Raw genomic sequence first — 19,829 nt, 5'->3', positions numbered from 1 at the left:
GAACCAATTACCCCTGTCGCTCTGCCATCACTTCGGCGATCAGGTCCTTGCGGCTCAGCTTGCCGATCAGCGTTTTCGGCAGGGTCAGGCGGACGACGACTTCGTCGACGCGTTCGTGCTTGCCGAGCTGGGGGTTGAGCCATGCCTTCAGCGCGTCGCCATCGACATCGGCGTCGTCGGCCAGCGTCACATAGGCGTGCGGGCTTTCGCCACGATAGTCGCTAGGGAGGCCGACGACCAACGCCTCGCGGACGGCGGGGTGGTGGTAGAGGACGCGTTCGATCTCGCTCGGGAACACCTTGAACCCACCGACGGCGATCATGTCCTTCAACCGGTCGACGATGCGGATGAAGCCGTCCTCGTCGATGGTGCCGACATCGCCGGTCCGCAGCCAGTGCGTGCCGTCGGCATCGACGCAGAAGGTCGTGTCGTCCATATCGTGACGCTGCCAATAGCCGGCCATGATCTGCGGCCCGGCGACGACGATCTCGCCCGGTTCGCCGGCGGGGGGATCGCGGGTCGGGCCCTCCTTGTCGACCAGCCGGACGCGGGTGCCCGCGATCGGCTGGCCGATGCTGCCGGCCTGTTGCGGGCCGGCATAGGGGTTGCAGGACACCACGCCCGAGCTTTCCGACAGACCGTATCCCTCGACCAGCGTCGCGCCGGTCGCCGCCTCGAACCGTTCCTTCAACTCGGGCGGCATCGGCGCGCCGCCCGAAATGCAATAGCGCAGGGAGGAAAAGTCGGTCTGCTTCAGGCGGGGATGGTCGAGCAGCGCGCGGTACATGGTCGGCACGCCGGGCAGCGCCGTCGCTTTCGTCCGGTCGAGCGCGGCCAGCACCTGTCCGGCGTCGAAGCGGGGCAGCATCACGATCTCGCCGCCCACCACGACGGTACGGTTGAGGACGCAGGTATTGGCGAAGACATGGAACATCGGCAGCACGCCGAGGATGCGATCGAGCTTCGTGTTGCCATCGGGGTCGAGCCAAGCGACCTGCCGGGCATTGGCCGACAGATTGGCATGGCTGAGCATCGCGCCTTTCGGACTGCCCGTCGTGCCGCCGGTATATTGGATGAGCGCGAGGTCGCGTGTCGGATCGATCTGTGGCGTCACGCAGCCGCCGTCATTGGCGATCAGCGCGGAGAAGGCCGAAACGCGCGGATCGTCGGGTCGCGGCGTCACCTCCTGCGATCGGAACCAGCGATAGAAGAGCGATTTGGCGGCGGGCAGCGCGCCCGCGATCGATCCGACGACCAGCCGTTCGAGCGAGCTGCGTTCCAGCACGTCCAGCGCGGTCGGCAACAGCGCCGAGGCGGAGAGGGTGAACAGCAGCTTCGTCCCCGAATCCTCGACCTGCGCCGCCAGTTCCTGCGCGGTGTAGAGCGGCGAGAAGTTGACGACCGTCGCGCCGAGTTTGAGGATGCCGTAATAGGCGGCGACATAATGCGGCACGTTCGGCAGGAACAGGCCGATGCGGTCCCCCGGACCATAGCCAAGCTTGGCGAGGCCACAGGCGACCCGGTCGGCGCCGTTCTTCGTTTCGGCATAGCTGTAATGCCGGCCGAGAAAGTCGATCAGCGGGGCGGACCCGCGCCGGGCGGCCGATTCCTCGAACAGCGTCACCATCGACATCGGCGGTATCGGTTCGTCCCAGCGAACCGGATGGGCGTAGCGGTCGAGGATCGGTGCGGCGCTGCTCATTTACAAAGGTGTAAGCAGCCGTTGCACGTCATGCAAGCCGGGTTGCGCGGCCCGTAACCGCAACCGCTACGCGACGAGCGATAGGGGCGGCGCCCGACCGGCGCGGTCTCGGCCGGCGGCCTTCGCCTCGAACAATGCCTTGTCGGCGAGACGATAGAGGCGTTTCCAGTCATTTTCGTCGGCGAGCGGCCCGTGACAGATGCCGATGCTGCTGGTGACGCGCAGGTCATAGGGCAGGCGTTGCGCACGGACATTGGCTAGGAGCACGTCGGGATCGGGCATTGCCCCCTCCCGACCCAGCAGCGCGAATTCCTCGCCGCCCATGCGTGCGACCAGCACGCCGGGCGGGGCGTGGAGGCGCAGCGTACGGGCGAACTGTCGCAACACCTCGTCGCCGCCGTCATGGCCGATCGTATCGTTGACCTGTTTGAAATGATCGATGTCGAACAGCATCAGCGTGCGCGACCCATCCGCCGCGATCGCCCGCGCCAGAAACGCGCGGCGGTTGAGCAGGCCGGTCAGCGGATCGGTATCGGCCAGCTCGCGCGAGATCGCTTCCTGCCGCACGGCCTCGTCGCGTTCGCGGCTGAGCACGCGGATGCGATAGGCGATGGCGATGCTGGCCATCAGCGTCTCGATACTCATCGCCACCAGCGTCGAATTGTCGATCCAGAAGCTCCACAGCAACAGATTGAGATTGTAGAGCGAGCGGACGACCAGCATCACCATCGGCGCCGCCCAGCTGAGCGCGAACAGCCAGAGATAGTCGCTGTGCCGCTGCCATGCGTGCCACACCACCAGCCCCACCGCGAGCGGTGCGCAAAACATGGTCACCGAGAAGCTGCGGTCGAGCATGGGGATGGCGACCGGCCCGACCGCCATCAGGAGCAGGCCGAGCGTACCGAAAATGGCGATGACCATGTACAACAGCCGCAGCGGCCAGCCATCGAGGATGCGGCGTTCGAAGAAGCAGGCGCAAAAGGCCAGTGCCGAGGCCATGCCCCATGACAGCACCACATAGCTGGTCAGGATGCGGCGGTTGTTGCCCAGTTCGGGCAGCATCCACGCCAATATCCCCGACGACGACAGCGCATAGATCACCAGGCAGGCGAGCAGCCCGCAATAGGCGATCTGGAAATCGTGGTGCAGCACGCGCCACAGCACGAAATTATAGAAGAGCAGGCCGGCGCACAGGCCGATGAACCCGGCATAGAGCGCGGCGAGCAGCATGTTCGAGCGTTGGCTTTCGGCATCGCTGGCGATGCGGACGCCCAGCACGATGCCGCGCATGTTGACGCTGTCGCCGACGCGCCACAACACCCGCTCGATCGGCGCGCCATCGGGCACGAAGCGGTGTTCGACGATCGCGCCCAGCTGGATATGACGGCCGATGCCGACATTGTCGTCGATCCATCCGGTGATGCGGCCATTGGCGGCGACGGCGTAGACGGCGAGTGACCCCTGCCACAGGCTGACCTGTCGCACGCGGATCGGCGCGGCCGGATCGGCGAATGGCGGCAGGCGATCCGACAGCACCCAGTAATCGCCGCGGCCGAGAGCAGTCTGACGGGTGGTGCAGTCGAACCGGCCGGGCCGGGCCAGCACCCCGCGGACGGTATCGCCGGGCTGGACGCGGCTGACACAGGTCGCGACCGGTGTGCCGACGATCCCCGCCTGCGCGCGTACGGGCGCGGCGCCGAACGCACCGAACGCCAGGAGCAGCGCGATTATCAGGGTCCGACAGGCCGTTACCATAGGTTCGGCATGCCATTCGACGCGCCAAGATTCGGTTAACGCAGCGTTTGTTTTTTCGGATCGGGGGTCAGTTGGCGGCGACGACCGCCGCGGTCAGCCCGGCGACCGTCGCCTGTTGCGCGATCTGGCGCAGGGTATCGGCGCTGGTGCCGGCGGGGGTCAGCACGCGCGCGCTGGACCGGCCGGGGCCGACTGATTGCGGAAAGGTCGTCGCCCGGCTCGGCTTATGGGCACCCTGTTGCCGGACGAAGGCGGCGACTGCCTCGCTCGGGCCGCTCACCACCAGTTCGGGGCCGCCCTGCGCCGGGCTCAACCCACATCCGGCCAGCAGCGTCGCTGCCGCGATCGTCACGAAAATCCGCATCCTTACCCCTATCGCTCGCCGCGTCGTCGCGGTCGTTGGCTGAGGCCCAAGCTGACATGCGTGGGCGCGGCGCGCAATGGGGTGGATTTGTGAAGGGTTTAGCCGAGCGCTTCGTCGAGCAGGCGGGCGAGGCGCAGGCCGCCCTTCTTCACCTGTCCCTGCGCGATCGGCACCAGCCGGGCGATGGTCGCGTCGTCCAGCTTGATCCGGCCTGCGGGTTTGGGGCCGCAACCGTCGCCGCCGAGGGCCGGCGCATAGGCATAGTCGCGGCTGATCTGCCAGCTGTCGCGGCTCCAGTCCTCGACGGTGCCGGCCTGAATGGGCGCGCGCTCGGCGGCGGTGTAGGCGCGCAGGATCGAGGGCGGGGTGCTGATCGCGCGTTCGGCGAGCGGGCCGTCCCAGATCGAATGCAGGTTGAAGCGGTCGGGATGATAGATGCCGTAATCGCCCTTCACGCGGTTGCCCCCCAGATCCCCGCGATCACCGGCATGGAGCGGCATGTGCAGGTCGCCGACGAAATGGACGAGGAAGGCTAGGGCCATCACCTTCTCGCGCATCGGGACCTTGGGGTCCTTCAGCAGCTTCACATCGCGTTCGATCTGCGCCGAGACGCAGTTGCCGTCCTTGCACGCCGCCTCAAGGTCGAACGGCTTGCAGACGTCGACATTCTGGTAATGCCACGAATAGGCGTGGCTGAAGCGTTCGCCGAGCGGCTTGACGCAATCGGCCCATACACTCGCTTCCTCGATGGTGCGCGCCGGGCAGGTCGGGGTTTCGAGCAGCACCTGGTGCCGCAGGATGCGGTCGATCGCGGCGCGGGTTGCGGGTCTGACGTTCAGCCGGGCGATCGTCGCCACGCTCTGGTGCCCGAACTCCCAATAGGCATAGGCCGGTGAGGTGGCGAACAGGCAGGCAAGCGCGAGCAACAAGCGACGAATCATCGTCGGGCGTTTAAAGCGTGTCGTCCGGCATGGAAACCGGAACTAGGGCCGATCGACCTTCAGCGACGATCGCGAATTTCCGTCATTCCCGCGCAGGCGGGAATCCATAACCGCTGCCGTTTCGGCTGGATTCGCAACACTGGCGCATATGGACTCCCGCCTTCGCGGGAGTGACGATAGCGGATAAAGCAGTCGTCCCGCGTCTAGGGAACTGAAGGCCGATCTGCCCTAACCTTCCTCGCCATAGATGGCGACGCGGCGGGTGCCGTCGCTGCCGGCGCGACCACGGTACATGCCGGGCGTGGTGAAGCTCCAGGCGACGTCGCCATCGGGGCCGGCGACGATCACCCCGCCGGTGCCGCCCAGTGCCTGCGTCTCGGCCAGTACGGCATCGGCGGCGGTTTGCAGGTCTTCGTTGGCAAAGCGGATGCGGGCCGAAATCTCGTGCGCGACGCCGATGCGGATGAAGAATTCGCCGGCTCCGGTCGCGGAGACGGCACAGGCGCGATCGTCGGCATGGGTGCCGGCCCCGATCAGCGGCGAATCGCCGACCCGGCCCCAGCGCTTGCCGGTGACTCCGCCGGTCGAGGTCGCCGCCGCGACATGACCCGCAGTATCGACCGCGACCGCGCCGACGGTGCCGTATTTCATGTCGACGTCGAACCAGCCATCGGGATTGGCCTTCATCTTGTCGAGCTGGGCACGGCGTTCGGGGGTGACGAACCAGTCGGGATTGACCTGTTCGACGGCCTGTTCGGTGGCGAAGATGTCGGCACCCTTGCCGGCCAACAGCACGTGCGGGCTGTGTTCCATCACCGCGCGCGCAAGGCTGACCGGATGGCGGGTGCGGGTGACGCCGGCGACGGCACCGGCCGCGCGGGTCGCGCCGTCCATGATCGCCGCGTCGAGTTCGATCGCGCCGTCGAAGGTGAAGACGGCGCCGCGCCCAGAATTGAAGGTCGGATCGTCCTCCAGCACCTGTACCGCCACCTCGACCGCGTCGAGCGCGGTACCGCCCGACGACAGGACCGCTTCGCCGGCGGCAAGGGCGGCGTCGAGGCCGGCGCGAGCGGCTGCGTCGGTTTGCGCGCTGACGGTGTCGCGGGTCAGGATGCCGGCACCGCCATGCACCAACAGGGTCCAGCGGGGGGCGGGGGCACTCGACATGATCTGGTCCTGCTACGGTTGGGCATCCGGGCTGCTAGCAGATCGCGGGGGCGATGCCACCCCGTCGCGCGGCGCGGGGCGCGACGCCGACCAACATGCCGAAGGCGGGCACCAGCCGGGCAAGCGCGACGGTCGCACCGCAGGTGGCGATCGTCGCGGTCAGGATCACCGCCGCCTGTGCAGCAGGGGCCAGCGCCAGCGGCAATGTGCACCATGTCGCCAGCACGATCGCGGGGTGATGGACGATATAGGCGGGAAACACCGCCTGTCCGAGCGCGCGGCGCCAGCGATGGTCGCGATTGGCATGAGCATCGGCGAGATGGAACAGGGTGACGACCATGCCCCACGCCATGACCGACCGGCCCGCACGGCTGGCGGCCATCAGTGCGTGCGGCGGCATGGCGCTACCCGGATAAGCGACCTCGACCCCAATTGTGACGGCGCCGCCCAGCATCGCCAGCAGCGCGGCTGGTCTCCAGAAGCGGTGCAGCGCGCGCCACAACGGCGGATGGCGCGCGATGAGGAAGCCGAGGAGGAACAGCGTCAGGAACTGCGAATGGCCCGCCCAGTCGCGAAACAGCCCCTGCCGTTCGGGGATCACGAACAGCAGCGCCAGCCGCGCCGCCACCATCACCGCCATCGGCGCCCATAGCAGCCGCCGGCTGATCGCCAGCCACGCCGCCGCCCGGTCGAGCCATGCCAGCCCGCGCCGCCACGCGACCATCCCCGCCACGATCATCGTGTAGGCCCAGAGATAGACGAGGAACCAGAGATGCTCCCAACTGGGGAACTCGACGCCCCAATGGGTGCCGCTGGTCCAGGCATCGAACAGCCAGAAATGGAAATAGTCGCGCGCATAGCCGGCCTCGCGCACCCGCACCCACATTTCGATCGGGACCACCGCGACCATGCCGAAGGCGAGCGGGATCAACAGCCGCCGCGACCGGTCGCCAGCAAAGGCCGCCGCATCGCCGGCGCGCGCGAACAGCGTCGCCCCGGCATAGCCCGACACCGCGAACAACAGGCCCAGCCGCCATGGCGTCAGCGCCGCCATCGGCGCGACGAGTGCCGGATAGGCGTGGCCGGACGACACGATCCAGTGCCACGGGCTGAACGCCAGCGCGACATGATAGGGGATCAGCATGGCGAACGCGGCGATGCGCAGCCAGTCCAGCCCGTAATGGCGGCCCGCCGGTGTCATGCAGTCGTACCTACGTTCCCCGCGCCCGGTGTCCATGCGACTTTCGCCTGACGCAATGGCGCCCTATACTAGCTAGGGATAACCGAAGCGTTAGCGAGAATTTACCATGTCGATCCGCCCTTGGCGCGATATCCACCGCCGGCAGAGCCGCCAGATCATGGTCGGCAACGTCCCCGTCGGCGGCGACGCGCCGGTCACGGTGCAGACGATGACCAATACCGACACCTCCGACGCGGTGGCGACGATCGACCAGATCCGCCGCTGCGAAGAGGCGGGCGCCGACATCATCCGCGTGTCGTGTCCCGACGTGCCGAGCACCGCTGCGCTGCGCCAGATCACCCGCGCCGCGCGCGTGCCGATCGTCGCTGACATCCATTTCCACTATAAGCGCGCGCTCGAAGCCGCCGACGCGGGCGCTGCTTGCCTGCGCATCAATCCGGGCAATATCGGATCGAACGAGCGCGTCGCCGAAGTCGTGCGCGCGGCCAAGGCCAATGGCTGCGCGATCCGGATCGGCGTGAACGGCGGCTCCCTCGAAAAGCATCTGCTCGAAAAATATGGCGAGCCGTGCCCCGATGCGCTGGTCGAATCGGCGATGGACCATATCAAGCTGTTGCAGGACCACGACTTCCACGAATTCAAGGTCGCGGTGAAGGCGTCCGACCTGTTCATGGCGGTCGCGGCGTACCAGCAACTGGCCGAGATGGTCGATTGCCCGCTGCATCTGGGCATCACCGAAGCGGGCGGGTTCGTAGGCGGGACGGTCAAGTCGTCGATCGGCATCGGGTCGCTGCTCTGGTTCGGGATCGGCGATACGATCCGCGTGTCGCTGTCGGCCGAACCGGAAGAGGAAATTCGCGTCGGGTTCGAAATCCTGAAGGCGCTGGGCATCCGCAATCGCGGCGTGCGTGTCGTGTCGTGCCCGTCCTGCGCGCGGCAGGGCTTCGACGTGATCCGCACCGTGCAGGCACTGGAGGAGCGGTTGCAGCATATCCGCACGCCGATGTCGCTGTCGGTACTGGGCTGCGTCGTCAACGGCCCCGGCGAAGCGCGCGAGACCGATATCGGCATTACCGGCGGCGGTAACGGCCGGCACATGGTCTATCTGTCGGGGGTGACCGATCACCATGTGCAGGACGCCAACATGATCGAGCATATCGTCAAACTCGTCGAGGCCAAGGCGGCGGAGATCGAGGCGGCGGGTGCGGTAGTACCGCAGGCGGCGGAATAGAGTTCTTTACTCCCCTCCCTTCCAGGGAGGGGAGTTCGCTCCCTTAAGACCCGCCCAGCACGTTCACGCTGAACGCGACCACGCCCAGATTGAACACGAACGCGATCAGGCAGTGGCCGGTAACCGTGCGACGCATGATGCGCGAGGTGATCGACACGTCCGAGGTCTGGAACGTCATGCCGAGCGTGAAGGCGAAATAGACAAAGTCCGAGTAATCGGGTTCGTCGGTGCCGGGCATGGCGATGCCGCCGCTGTCCGTGCCGGTGGCATCGGCAGTGTAGAACAGATGCGCATAATGCATGGCATAGATGGTGTTGGCGAAGGCCCAGGCAAGCAGCAGCGTCGCCACGACCAGTATCACGACGCCCGCGCCCGGACGGCCGCGCTGCGCCAGTTCGACGCCGATCGCTGCCAGCACCACGATCGCGATCGCCGCGCAGAGCAATAACAACAACGTGCGGTTTGCGTCGTTGCGGATCGCGGCGGCGCGCATCGCATCGGTCGATGCGCCGAGGAGCGGGATGCACGATAACAGGAAGACGACCGCCCCGGCGTCGAACGCCAGCGGAATGCCGCTGTGCCAGCCGAAGGCGGGGATGCTCCACGCCCCCACCGCACCCGCGACCAGCGCGAAGGCGATGAAGCGGGGCGGCGCGATGCGTTGGCCGAGATTGAGCGACATGCGGTTCCTGTATCGCACCGCCCCGCCGTTCGGAAGCAGCCCGGCGGTCCCGTGACGGGAAGGCCGGGCGCCGGACCCGTTCAGCTCTTGATCGTCACCATCGCGACCGGCTTGTCCTTCGTCGATGCATTGGCGGCGATGGTCTTCACCTTGGCCGCCTTGGGCTTGCGGAGTTCCTTGTTCGACTTCTGCTGGCTCTTGGCCATGACGTTGTCCTTTGCGGGCGAGACGCCCGGCGATCGGTCTACACCATCCGCACCCCCGCCCTTGCATCAAATCGACGCGCACGCGACAGCGATCCCGTCCGCCGTTCGCAAGAGGTCCGCCGATGCCCGCCGCCCCGTCCAGCTTGCGCGCCTTCCTCGTCGCCGGGGGCGGGATCATGGTCTACACGGTCATGGACGCGCTGATGAAGCAGTTGTCGATCGACAGTGGTGCCTACAACGCCGTGCTGTGGCGGTCGATCGGCGGCGCGATACTGTGCGGCGTGCTGTTCGTCGCGGTCGGGCGGCGCTGGCCGGCGCGGGCGACGCTTCGGCTGCATATCGCGCGCGGGCTGGCGGCGGGATCGTCAGTCGTCCTGTTCTTCTGGGGCCTCGCTCGCGTACCGATGGCGCAGGGGGTGGCGCTGACCTTTCTCGCGCCGCTGATCGCGCTGTATCTGGCGGCGCTGTTCCTCGGCGAAACGATCCGCCGCGCGGCGATCGTCGGATCGGTCATCGCATCGGCGGGCGTGCTGGTGATCGCGGCGGGGGAGGTGCAGGCCGATGCCTCGACGCAGGCGGTGCTCGGCAGCCTTGCCTGCGTCGCCGCGTCGGTGCTCTATGCCGGCAGCCTGATCCTGCTGCGGCGGCAGGCGCAGGTCGCCGATCCGGTCGAGGTCGCGTTCTTCGCCAATCTGGTGATCGGGACGATGCTGCTGCCCGCCGCACCGTGGTTGGGGGCGGTGCCGGCGTGGGCGCAGTTGTTGCCGTTGTCGGGGGCGATCCTGCTCAATATCGCGTCGGTGATGGCGCTTGCCTGGGCCTATGCGCGGGCGGAGGCGCAGGTACTGGCCCCGGTCGAATATAGTGCGTTCGTGTGGGCGGCGCTGGCCGGCTGGATCGCGTTCGGCGAAACGGTGTCGCCCTATACGGTAGTCGGCGCGCTGCTCATCGTCGCGGGCTGCGTGGTCGCGGTCCGGCGGCGGGTGCCGGCGGTGCAGAGCGAGGCGGGGGCATGAGCGCGGACGAGGGATTGCTGCTTTGGATCGAGGAGGCGCTGGCGCCGACCGGTCGCGTGACGTGGCGGCGGATGATGGGCGGCGCGACGCTGTATCTGGGCGGCACCGTCTTCGCGATCGTGCTCGACGACGTGCTGTGGTTCAAATCGGATGCCGTGGCCGATCCGCTATGGGATGCGGAAGGCTGCGCCCGGTTCACCTACGCGCGCAAGGACGGCAGCGTGGCGACGATGAACTATCGTCGCGCGCCCGACGGGGTGTTCGACGATCCCGACCTGCTCGGGCAATGGGCGGCGCTGGCGGTCGAGGCTGGGCGGCGGGTGCCGGTCAAGCGACGGCGGGCGAAGGGATGAGCGCGTTCCTCGGCTCTCGCATAGTCATTCCCGCGCAGGCGAGAATCCATATACACCGGCGGCGGTATATTGTCGGAGACGGCAGCGTCTATGGACTCCCGCCTTCGCGGGAGTGACGAAGGGGTAGCTGCGACGTAAGTTGCTCGCCCCCAAAACAAAACGGGCGGGGAAATCCCCGCCCGTCTGGCTCACCGACCCGGTACGTCGTAGTCGTGCGGCTCTTCGCCCTGTGCCTTCGCTTCGTTGTAGCGTTCGATCGCTTCCAGCGTGATGCGCTTGGCTTCTTCGGCACCGCCCCACGTACCGATGCGGACCCACTTCTTCTTTTCGAGGTCCTTATAGTGGGTGAAGAAGTGTTCGATCTGTTCGAACACGATTTCGGGAAGATCGGCGCGTTCGCCGACGTTGCTGTAATAGGGGAAGGTCGAGTCGACCGGCACACAGACCAGCTTTTCGTCACCGCCGGCTTCGTCTTCGAGGTTCAGCACCGCGATCGGGCGGGCGCGGACGACGCAGCCGGGGATGAAGGGCGAGCGCGAAACGACCAGCGCGTCGAGCGGATCGCCATCGGGCGACAGGGTGTGCGGGACGAAGCCGTAATTCGCCGGATAGCGCATCGGCGTGTGCAGAATGCGGTCGACGAACAGCGCGCCCGACGCCTTGTCGAATTCATACTTCACCGGTTCGCCACCGGTCGGAACTTCGATGATGACGTTCAGGCTGCTCGGCGGATTGTCGCCGACCGGCACCATGTCGATGCGCATTGATAGTCTCCCTTTTCCCGCACGGACGCGCGTGTGACGCGCCCTTTACCCGGATTTAACAACCGATGAAGCACGTTTTGTTTGGAATCGTCGCAGGTAAAGGCCGGGCGGTCCCGCAAAGGGACCACCCGGCCGGACGTCATTTCGCGGTCAGCAACCGGTCGAGGCCATTGTCGCCCTGACCGATCTTTTCGAGACGGGGATAACGATGCCCGTCCTGATAGGGAATCGCGACCTCGCGCACCGCGTCGTGCATGTTGACGGTCAGGCGGATGGGATCCTTGGTCCCCTTGGCCGCGCCGACCGCGTCGCGCAGGCGATCGGGGGTGTAGGCGCTGCCGTTCACCGCGACGATCGTCGTGCCGATCTCGAACCCTGCCTTGAACGCCGGGCTGCCCCACATCACGCTGGTGACCTTGCCGTCCTTGTTCGCGCCCAGACCCAGCGAATAGGGTAGCGACACGCCGCCCGCGCTCTTCTCGCGCCCCTTCAGATAGGGGGTCGGGGTGTCGGTATAGGTCAGGCGGTAGCCATTGGCGGCGAAGCCGTCGATCGGCGCGCGATCGGTGCGCGCGTTCAGCCGCTTGTCGAGGAAGCCGGCCCAGTCATAGGGCTGGATACCGTTCAGCGTCTTGACGACATCCGCCAGCGTATAGGGCAGCACGCCCCAGTCGCCGTCGCGCATCCCGAAGAAGGCGCGGGCGAAATCGTCCATCGACCTGGTGCCGCCCGACTGCTTGCGGAGCATCGAGTCGACCTCCATCCACACCAGCAGCCCTTCGTTGTAATAATCCTCCGACCGCTGCCAGCTGACCCATCCCTTCGGACGGCGGGCGCTGATGACCGGATCGTTGGTGGTGTCGATCAACGGGCGCCATTGCCGCCCCTCGCGCGCGTCCAATGCGGCGGCGATGTCGGCATAGGCGTCGAGCGTGTCCTGTTTCGACACGAGGCCCGATCGCGCCTGCAGCACATAGCCCCAGAACTGTGTCTGCCCTTCATAGACCCACAGCAGCGAGTTGCGCATGGGGGTACGGAAATCCGGGGTGAACAGGTCGGCGCCACGGCGATATTTGCCGTCCCAGCTATGGGTGAATTCGTGCGGCAGCAGGTTGCGTTCGCCCGGCCCCGAATTCCAGTCGGTGAAATAGCCCGGATCGACGCCGTTTTCCGATGAGCGATGATGTTCGAGGCCGATCGACCCCATCTTGTCGGTGATCGACAGCAGGAATTCGTACTTGTCGTAATGCTGTGCGCCGAACAGCTTCACCGCCTGTTCGACCAGCCGGGTATGTGCGGCGATCTGTTCGGGGGTGGCGGCGAGTTCGGACGGCTTGTCGGCGACGATGTTCAACCCGACGCGGTCGGTCAGCGGGAAACGCTTGAAATATTTGCCGGCGAACACCGGCGAGTCGATCAGCGTTTCGTAGCTGGTACGGTCATATTTATAGACGCCGCCCTGCATCTTCGACGGCAGGCCCGATGCGGCGGTCCAGCCGGCGGGGTAGCGTACCGATGCCTCGATCGGAATGCGGCGGGTGTAATAGCCGGCGGGGTAGAGGCTGACCGCTTCGAATTGCAGGTTCAGCATTTCGGGCGTCACGACGATGCGGCCCTGATCGCCCTGCTGCGCCGACAGGAACTGGAACTGTACGTCCAGATTCTTCGCGCCGGCGGGCACGTCGAGATGGAAGGAATACATGTCGAGCACGTCGCGGGTCCAAGGCAGCTCACGGCCATTGGCGCGAACGACGAGGCCGGCCAGCTTCTCGATCTCGCCGCGCGGACCGTGCTTTCCGGGGAGCCATTTCGGCATCATCAGCACCATGTGGCCGCTGCGGGCGACGGGGATCGTTTCCTTCACGCGGAAAATGCCCTGCACCGTGTCGGTCGCATCGACGTCGAGCTTGATCGTGCCGGGATAGTCGACGTCGCGCGCCAACGGCACGGTATCGACGATCGGGGTGGGTTGCGGCAGGGTGTTGCCCGGCGGGTTGATCTGCGCGGCGGCGGGCAGGGCGGTGGTCAACAAAAACGCGGTCAGCGGGATACGCAACGAATTGGTACGCAAGGGCAGGGACTTCCTTCGGACGCGGATATGCTTCACCGGATGCTTACCATGTCGGTGATAGCGGATGGCACCATGTATCACGCCAAGTCGTTGGCTACGCAAGCCGAACCCGAATCGCGACCAGCATCGGCGGTGTCGACCGGCGTGGGGCTGGCCGGGCTTGCCGGGCTGTGCACGTGGATCGCGGTCGCATGGCATTACGGGATGGACGGGCCCTATGCGGCGCTGGTCAATGTCGCTGCCTGCGCGCTGCCGATGGTGCTGTGGTCGCTGCTGGTCGACAAGGTGCATCGCAATCCGTCGACGGGCATCGACTGGAGCAATGTCCGGCCGTGGCGCGAAACGGTGGAGATCAGCCTGACAAAGCTGGCCGGGCTATGGCTGACCTGGGGCGCGATCGCCGGCATCTATGCCACCGGGCGCTTCTATTGGGAGGGTGGGTTCGCTTTCTCGATGTGGGCGTTCGAATGGGCGGCGGTGCCGCTGTTCCTGCTGTCGATCCCGTACATGTTGTGGATCGACCGGCGGCTGGTGGATCCGAAGGACGGGTGCTGGGCGCTGGGGGCATGGGCGATGCACCTGCCCGAACCGATCGACCGGGAAGCGATCTACAATCACCTGCGCGGCTGGGCGGTGAAGGCATTCTTCCTCGCCTTCATGCTTGCCATCGTGCCGCCGGGGTTCGGCGAGTTCATCCGTACCCAGCGCGCCGAGATCCTGACCGGGCCGGTGCCGCTGGCGAACTGGCTCATCACCTTCATGTTCGTGATCGACGTGGCGTTCGCGACGGCGGGATATATCCTCGCGATGCGGCCGCTCGACAGCCATATCCGGTCCGCCACGCCCTATGCGGCGGGGTGGGCGGCGGCGCTGATCTGCTATCCGCCCTTCATCCTGATGGCCGATGGCGGGCCGCTCGACTATCATCCGGGGACGGCGGACTGGACGCACTGGTTCGCCGGGTCGCCGGTGTTGTTGTGGATGACCGGCGCGGCGCTGATAGGGCTGACCGCCATCTATGCGTGGGCGACGATGGCGTTCGGGTTGCGCTTTTCGAACCTGACGCATCGCGGCATTTTGACGCACGGACCCTATGCGTTCAGCCGGCATCCGGCCTATCTGTCGAAGAACCTGTTCTGGTGGATTTCGACGATCCCCGTGCTGACCACGGCGGACAGCTGGACCGAGGCGGCGCGCAACACCGCGATCATGGCGGCGGTCAGCGGGGTCTATTACTGGCGCGCCAAGACCGAGGAACGGCATCTGGGTGCGGACCCGGTGTACCGGGCGTACAGCCGCTGGATGATGCGGCATGGGTTGGTGACAAGTCTCTTCCGATCCTCCCCGCTACGCGAGGAGGGGGACCATGCGCAGCATGGTGGAGGGGTGTAGCCACGGGCGCAGCGCTTGCGGCGGCGCCCCTCCACCATCCGCTGCGCGGACGGTCCCCCTCCCCATGGAATGGGGCGGATTTTCCGGTCAGAAGCTGTATTCGTCGTACACCTTGGTCAAATCCCCGGCCCATTCGCCGGCGAACTTGTCGAGCATGACCTGCGCCGGGACCTTGCCCGACCGGACGACCTCGCGCAGCGGTTCGAGAAAGCCGCTTTCGTCCTCGCCCGACGGGCCGAGGCGGCGGCGGGCGGAGAGGCCGCTTCCGGCGATGTCGAGCACCTCGCCCGCGACGTCGCGCAGGCGACCGCCGCCGGGCAGCGGCGCGTCGAGACCAAGCGCCGGGACCGCGTCGCGCAGCGCCTGCCGGTCGTCGATCGACCAGCCCTTGACCAGATCCCATGCCGCGTCGAGCGCGCCCTGGTCGTAGAGCAGCCCCACCCAGAAGGCGGGCAGTGCGCAGATGCGCCCCCATGGACCACCATCGGCACCGCGCATTTCGAGAAAGGTCTTGAGCCGCACTTCGGGGAAAGCGGTGGAGAGGTGGTCGGCCCAGTCGTCCATCGTCGGCTTCTCGCCCGGCAGGACCGCCAGTTCGCCCTTCAGGAAGTCGCGGAACGACAGGCCGGCGGCGTCGATATAGCGACCGTCGCGATAGACGAAGTACATCGGCACATCGAGCGCATAGTCGGCATAGCGTTCATAGCCGAAGCCGTCCTCGAACACGAAGGGCAGCATGCCGGTGCGTGCGGGATCGGTGTCGGACCAGATGTGCGAGCGATAGGAAAGTTGGCCGTTGGGCAGCCCTTCCGTAAAAGGCGAATTGGCGAACAGCGCGGTCGCGAGCGGCTGCAACGCGAGGCCGACGCGGAATTTCTGCACCATGTCCGCCTCGCTGGCATAGTCGAGGTTGACCTGGATGGTGCAGGTACGCAGCATCATGTCGAGGCCCATGGTGCCGACGCGCGGCATATGGTTGAGCATGATGCCATAGCGGCCCTTGGGCATGATCGGCAGTTCGTCGCGGCGCTTGTCGGGCCACATGCCGAGACCGAGGAAGCCGAGGCCGAGTTCGTCGCCGACCGCCTTCACCTGATCGAGATGGCGACCGGTTTCGGCACAGGTCTGATGCAGGTTTTCGAGCGGCGCGCCCGACAGTTCGAACTGTCCGGCAGGTTCGAGGCTGACCGATCCGTCCTTGCCGGTCAGCGCGATGACCTTGCCGCCCTCCTCGACCGGGCGCCAGCCGAAGCGTTCGAGGCCGGCGAGCAGGTCGCGGATGCCGCCCGGTTCGTCATAGGACGGCGCCGCATGATCGCGGGTGCGGTAGACGAATTTCTCGTGCTCGGTACCGATGCGCCAGCGTTCCGCCGGCTTCTCGCCCCCCGCGAAATAGGCGATCAGTTGCGAGCGGTCCTCGATGGCCGCTGCGTTGCTGTCCGAAACGGTCTTCGTGCTCATGGTCGCGCCCATAAACGGGGTGGAGGGGCGACGCTAGGGGGCTGTCGTTGATATGGGTATAGTGCCGCTACCAGTCGCCGGCCGCCGCCATCCACAAGGCGGTCGCCGCCGCCGCCGCCGTCTCCGCGCGCAGGATGCGGGGGCCGAGCGCGATGCCGACCGCCTGGGGTAAAGCGCGGACCGCGTCGCGTTCCTCGGGGTCGAAGCCGCCTTCGGGGCCGATCAGGATCGCGGCGGGGCCGGGGTGGCCCCGCATCGCCTCGACGGCGGGCACGCCGCCGGTTTCGTCGGCGAAGAACAGCGTACGGGTCTCGGGCCAGTCGCGCAGCAACGCCGTCAGCTTGACCGGTTCGGCGAGTGTGGGAAGCGCGGTGCGGCCGCACTGCTCGGCCGCCTCGACCGCGTGCGCGCGCAGGCGATCGAGGTTCAGGCGATCGACGACGGTGCGGCGGGTCAGCACCGGCAGAATGCGGTCGATGCCCAGCTCGCACGCCTTTTCGATCACCCAGTCGATGCGGCCCTTCTTGGTCGGGGCGATGCACAGCCAGAGGTCGGGTACGATCTCGCGGTCGCGCAGATGGTCGGTCAGGTCGAGGATCAGGTCGCGCTTGCGGACCTGCGTCGCGACACCGCGCCATTCGCCGGTCCGGTCGTCGAACAGCCGGACGGTGTCGCCGTCCTTCACGCGCATCACCGAGAGCAGGTAATGCGCCTGTGCGCCGTCGAGGCGGACCTGCGCGCCTTGAGTGAGCGGTTCTTCGACGAACAGGCGGGGCGACGAATCGGGCGGCCAGGCGGGGGTAGCGGGCATGGACGCCGGTTAGGACGCCAGCTTCATCAGCACCAGCCCGCCGAGCAGCATCGCCGCCGCCGTCAGACGCAGCGGCGTGACCGCTTCGCCGAGCAGGACGATGCCGACCACGAAGGCGCCGAGCGCGCCGATACCGGTCCATACCATGTAGCTGGTGCCGAGCGGCAATTGCTTCATCGCGAGCGAGAGCAGCCCGAAGCTCAGGAACATCGTGACGAAGGTGGCGATGGTCGGCAGCGGTTTCGAAAAGCCGTCGGACAGTTTCATATAATAAGCCCAGACGATCTCCAGCAGTCCGGCGACGGTCAGCATCACCCATGGCATCACGGCGTTTCCGCGTCGCGTTCGATCCGGTAGGCGGCATCGAGATAGCGATCGGCCGCCGCGCGCAGCGCCGGTTCCTTCTCGAACGCTTCGGCGGGGGCCGGGGCGAAGCCAAGCGCGTCCATCAGCGTCCACAGCGCAAAGCGGCGCGACGGATCGCGCTCGACCCCGAAGTCGATGCCCATGCGTTCGCGGGCGGCGGCGATCGTCGCCGGATCGGCGGTGTCGGGGTCGGTCGATCCGAAATAATGGCTGAGCAACTGGTCGAGGTCCATGCGCCGTCTGTAGCCGCGATCTGCCACGCGCGCGACCGGTTCGTGACCGCGGCATGACCAAGGTTTAACGCAACAAATCCGCCGTTTCGGGCACTGTATCCGGCATCGGACATGGTGTCCGAGGGAGGTTCGACATGCGTTCGGTTTCGCTGATTGTCCTGCCGCTGGCGATGCTGGCGGCGCAACCGGCATTCGCCAAGGGCTGCGTACGCGGTGCCGCTGCCGGCGCGGTCGCCGGCCATTTCGTCGGCAAGGGGCATGGGCTGCTTGGCGCGGCGGCGGGCTGCGTCGCCATGCACCATCATTACGCGAAGCATGCCAAGGCGCGCTGAGCGATCGCGACCCGCCGCCCCGCAGGACGGGGCGGCGGGGATTGCCGGTTTAGCCGATCTGCTTGTCCTGCGCGCCGCTGTCGGGGCGGGCCGGACCAAGGACGGGTTCCTCGCCCAGGGGCTTGTTCTGGAACACGGTGAACTCGCCGCGACCGTCGACGCTGGGACCATCGGTCCAGCGACCTTCGGGGAAGGTGCCGTCGACCGACGTCGCGTAGAAATTATAGTTGTTGGCCTGATCCTCCATCTCCTGCGGGAAGCTGTTGGGAATCGGCAGGTTGGCGGCGGCACCGCCCAGTTCCTCGACCACCGCCAGCCATTGCTGCTGGTGCATGGTGTCGCGGGCGATCATGTAATGCAGCATCCGCTTCATGCCGTCGTCGCGGGCGGCGTTGAACAGGCGAACCGCCAGCACGCGCCCGGTGCTCTCCGCCGCGACGTTGCAATACATGTCGGCGGCGACGTTGCCGCTGGCATAGATGTGGCTCATGTTGAACGGCACGCCGTCGGAATCGATCGGCATTGCCGCAAGTCCACCCGACAGCAGGTTCTTGTGGATCAGCCCCTCGATCGACGCCTTTGCGCTATGGCCGCCCATCACCGCGCCGACGATGCCGTCGCTGGCGCCCTCCTCCTGCAGCGAGGCGGGGGCGGTTTCGAGGTTGAGCGCGACGGCGGTCGCCAGCATCTCGATATGGCCGATCTCTTCGGTCGCGGTGTGCAGGAGCATGTCGCGATATTTGGTGGTCGGCGCGCGATTGCCCCATGCCTGGAAGAAATATTGCATGCAGACGCGAATCTCGCCTTCGACCCCGCCAATCGCCTGTTGCAGCATCCGCGCGAAGGCCGGATCGGGGCGCTCGACGGTGACGGGGTACTGAAGCCGTTTGTCGTGATAGTACATCGGGGACACTCCGCTGGAGACCAGTCGGGCTGCAACGGGTCGGCGATGCAGAAGGTCGCGCGGAATTTGGCTTTATTTCCGTAACTTGCGTCAGTTTTCGCAAGTGGTCGTACCTGACGGGCGGTTCGTCGCGGCGCATTCCCCCTGTCGCTTCGGGCGCAGCCGTGGCAGCAGGGGGCATGTCGTCCCCAAGTCCTGCCGCCGCGTCCGAACAGGTTGCCGATACCGAACATCGCGGGCTGATCGCGATGCTGCCGCGCCACGCGCGACCGTTCGCGCTGCTCGCGCGGTTCGACCGGCCGATCGGCTGGTGGCTGCTCTACTGGCCGGGCGCATGGGCGATGGCGCTGTCCGGGCGGGCAGTCGAGCGGTGGGACATGCTGCTGTGGTTTCTGCTCGGCAGCATTGCGATGCGCGGCGCGGGATGCGTCTATAACGACATCGTCGACCGCGATCTCGACCGACAGGTGGCGCGGACCGCCAATCGGCCGCTGGCGAGCGGCGCGGTGTCGGTGAAGGCAGCATGGGCGTGGCTGGTGTTCCTCAGCCTGATCGGGCTGGTCGTGTTGCTGCAACTGAACTTCACCGCCGCGATCGTTGCGCTGGCCAGCCTGGCGCTGGTCGCCGCCTATCCGTTCATGAAGCGCATCACTTGGTGGCCGCAGGCGTGGCTGGGCATGGTGTTCTCGTGGGCGGCACCGGTCGCTTGGGCGCAGATGGGGAGCGACGACTGGCTGCCTCTCGCGCTACTCTATGCCGGGTCGATCGCGTGGGTGATCGGCTACGACACCATCTATGCGTGTCAGGATATCGAGGACGACGCGATGGTCGGGGTGCGATCCTCGGCACGGGCGATGGGCGGCAAGGTGCGGTCGGG

The 19,829-nt window shown here is 66.7% G+C and carries 20 protein-coding genes and 1 pseudogene; 6 read left to right on the top strand and 15 right to left on the bottom strand.

Annotated features, from left to right (window positions below):
- Positions 1–7: 7 nt before the first annotated feature.
- The 6 genes from ASE59_RS11095 to ASE59_RS11070 form a co-directional block, all read right to left on the bottom strand.
- Positions 8–1,702, bottom strand: a complete 1,695-nt coding sequence (locus tag ASE59_RS11095; RefSeq protein ID WP_056456052.1) for a long-chain-fatty-acid--CoA ligase — start codon at positions 1,700–1,702, stop codon at positions 8–10.
- Positions 1,703–1,768: 66 nt separating this feature from the next.
- The gene (locus tag ASE59_RS11090) at positions 1,769–3,457 is read right to left on the bottom strand and encodes a sensor domain-containing diguanylate cyclase (RefSeq protein WP_056456050.1); all 1,689 of its coding nucleotides are present in this window, start codon (positions 3,455–3,457) and stop codon (positions 1,769–1,771) included.
- 67 nt (positions 3,458–3,524) lie between these two features.
- Positions 3,525–3,821: a hypothetical protein gene (locus tag ASE59_RS11085; RefSeq protein ID WP_056456048.1), complete on the bottom strand. Its 297-nt coding sequence runs from the start codon at positions 3,819–3,821 to the stop codon at positions 3,525–3,527.
- A gap of 98 nt (positions 3,822–3,919) precedes the next feature.
- Entirely contained in the window at positions 3,920–4,762 is an 843-nt protein-coding gene (locus tag ASE59_RS11080; RefSeq protein WP_056456046.1) for a S1/P1 nuclease, read from the bottom strand.
- 228 nt (positions 4,763–4,990) lie between these two features.
- Positions 4,991–5,929, bottom strand: coding sequence for an isoaspartyl peptidase/L-asparaginase family protein (locus ASE59_RS11075; protein WP_056456044.1), 939 nt, complete (start codon positions 5,927–5,929; stop codon positions 4,991–4,993).
- A gap of 34 nt (positions 5,930–5,963) precedes the next feature.
- A complete protein-coding gene (locus ASE59_RS11070) occupies positions 5,964–7,130 on the bottom strand; it encodes an acyltransferase family protein (RefSeq protein WP_056456042.1) in 1,167 nt (388 codons plus the stop codon).
- A 106-nt stretch (positions 7,131–7,236) separates the two neighbouring features.
- Between ASE59_RS11070 and ispG the strand changes: the two genes are divergently transcribed.
- Positions 7,237–8,361, top strand: coding sequence for a flavodoxin-dependent (E)-4-hydroxy-3-methylbut-2-enyl-diphosphate synthase (gene ispG / locus ASE59_RS11065; RefSeq protein ID WP_056456040.1), 1,125 nt, complete (start codon positions 7,237–7,239; stop codon positions 8,359–8,361).
- 43 nt (positions 8,362–8,404) lie between these two features.
- Here ispG and ASE59_RS11060 read toward each other — a convergent pair whose 3' ends face one another.
- A complete protein-coding gene (locus tag ASE59_RS11060) occupies positions 8,405–9,043 on the bottom strand; it encodes a DUF1345 domain-containing protein (RefSeq protein ID WP_056456038.1) in 639 nt (212 codons plus the stop codon).
- 80 nt (positions 9,044–9,123) lie between these two features.
- Positions 9,124–9,249: a hypothetical protein gene (locus tag ASE59_RS20925; RefSeq protein ID WP_268795280.1), complete on the bottom strand. Its 126-nt coding sequence runs from the start codon at positions 9,247–9,249 to the stop codon at positions 9,124–9,126.
- 122 nt (positions 9,250–9,371) lie between these two features.
- On the opposite strand from ASE59_RS20925, the gene ASE59_RS11055 reads away from it, so the two are divergent.
- Positions 9,372–10,265 carry a DMT family transporter gene (locus tag ASE59_RS11055; RefSeq protein ID WP_056456036.1) on the top strand — a complete coding sequence of 298 codons (894 nt, stop codon included), beginning with the start codon at positions 9,372–9,374 and terminating at the stop codon, positions 10,263–10,265.
- Positions 10,262–10,618, top strand: a complete 357-nt coding sequence (locus ASE59_RS11050; protein ID WP_056456034.1) for a TfoX/Sxy family protein — start codon at positions 10,262–10,264, stop codon at positions 10,616–10,618. Before ASE59_RS11055 ends, ASE59_RS11050 begins: the two co-directional genes overlap by 4 nt.
- 188 nt (positions 10,619–10,806) lie before the next feature.
- Here ASE59_RS11050 and ppa read toward each other — a convergent pair whose 3' ends face one another.
- Together ppa and ASE59_RS11040 are read right to left on the bottom strand one after the other, a co-directional pair.
- Positions 10,807–11,382 (bottom strand): inorganic diphosphatase, encoded by a 576-nt coding sequence (gene ppa, locus ASE59_RS11045; RefSeq protein ID WP_056456032.1) that lies wholly within the window; start codon positions 11,380–11,382, stop codon positions 10,807–10,809.
- 139 nt (positions 11,383–11,521) lie between these two features.
- On the bottom strand, positions 11,522–13,453 hold the full coding sequence (locus ASE59_RS11040) for a M61 family metallopeptidase (RefSeq protein ID WP_082458272.1): 1,932 nt from the start codon (positions 13,451–13,453) through the stop codon (positions 11,522–11,524).
- Positions 13,454–13,501: 48 nt separating this feature from the next.
- On the opposite strand from ASE59_RS11040, the gene ASE59_RS11035 reads away from it, so the two are divergent.
- Entirely contained in the window at positions 13,502–14,845 is a 1,344-nt protein-coding gene (locus ASE59_RS11035; protein WP_414899176.1) for a methyltransferase family protein, read from the top strand.
- An 87-nt stretch (positions 14,846–14,932) separates the two neighbouring features.
- Here the strand turns inward: ASE59_RS11035 and ASE59_RS11030 are convergent, their stop codons facing one another.
- The 4 genes from ASE59_RS11030 to ASE59_RS11015 all read right to left on the bottom strand — a co-directional run bounded on the left by ASE59_RS11030 (position 14,933) and on the right by ASE59_RS11015 (position 17,716).
- Positions 14,933–16,306, bottom strand: a complete 1,374-nt coding sequence (locus tag ASE59_RS11030) for a glutamate--cysteine ligase (protein WP_056456439.1) — start codon at positions 16,304–16,306, stop codon at positions 14,933–14,935.
- 67 nt (positions 16,307–16,373) lie between these two features.
- Positions 16,374–17,117, bottom strand: a complete 744-nt coding sequence (locus tag ASE59_RS11025; protein WP_056456030.1) for a 16S rRNA (uracil(1498)-N(3))-methyltransferase — start codon at positions 17,115–17,117, stop codon at positions 16,374–16,376.
- 9 nt (positions 17,118–17,126) lie between these two features.
- Positions 17,127–17,441, bottom strand: coding sequence for a DMT family transporter (locus tag ASE59_RS11020; RefSeq protein WP_056456028.1), 315 nt, complete (start codon positions 17,439–17,441; stop codon positions 17,127–17,129).
- The gene (locus ASE59_RS11015) at positions 17,441–17,716 is read right to left on the bottom strand and encodes a hypothetical protein (protein WP_056456026.1); all 276 of its coding nucleotides are present in this window, start codon (positions 17,714–17,716) and stop codon (positions 17,441–17,443) included. The genes ASE59_RS11020 and ASE59_RS11015 overlap by 1 nt, the downstream gene beginning before the upstream one ends.
- A 134-nt stretch (positions 17,717–17,850) precedes the next feature.
- Here ASE59_RS11015 and ASE59_RS11010 point away from each other — a divergent pair, with 134 nt between their 5' ends.
- Positions 17,851–18,048, top strand: a complete 198-nt coding sequence (locus ASE59_RS11010; protein WP_056456025.1) for a hypothetical protein — start codon at positions 17,851–17,853, stop codon at positions 18,046–18,048.
- 49 nt (positions 18,049–18,097) lie between these two features.
- On the opposite strand, the gene ASE59_RS11005 is transcribed toward ASE59_RS11010, so the two are convergent.
- Entirely contained in the window at positions 18,098–18,952 is an 855-nt protein-coding gene (locus tag ASE59_RS11005) for a manganese catalase family protein (RefSeq protein ID WP_056456023.1), read from the bottom strand.
- 179 nt (positions 18,953–19,131) lie between these two features.
- On the opposite strand from ASE59_RS11005, the pseudogene ASE59_RS11000 reads away from it, so the two are divergent.
- Positions 19,132–19,829: pseudogene (locus ASE59_RS11000) on the top strand (4-hydroxybenzoate octaprenyltransferase); the annotation flags it as partial.

It is taken from the genome of Sphingomonas sp. Leaf10 (assembly GCF_001421245.1).
Classification (GTDB): Bacteria; Pseudomonadota; Alphaproteobacteria; order Sphingomonadales; family Sphingomonadaceae; genus Sphingomonas.
This window is presented reverse-complemented; position numbering and strand designations above follow the sequence as displayed.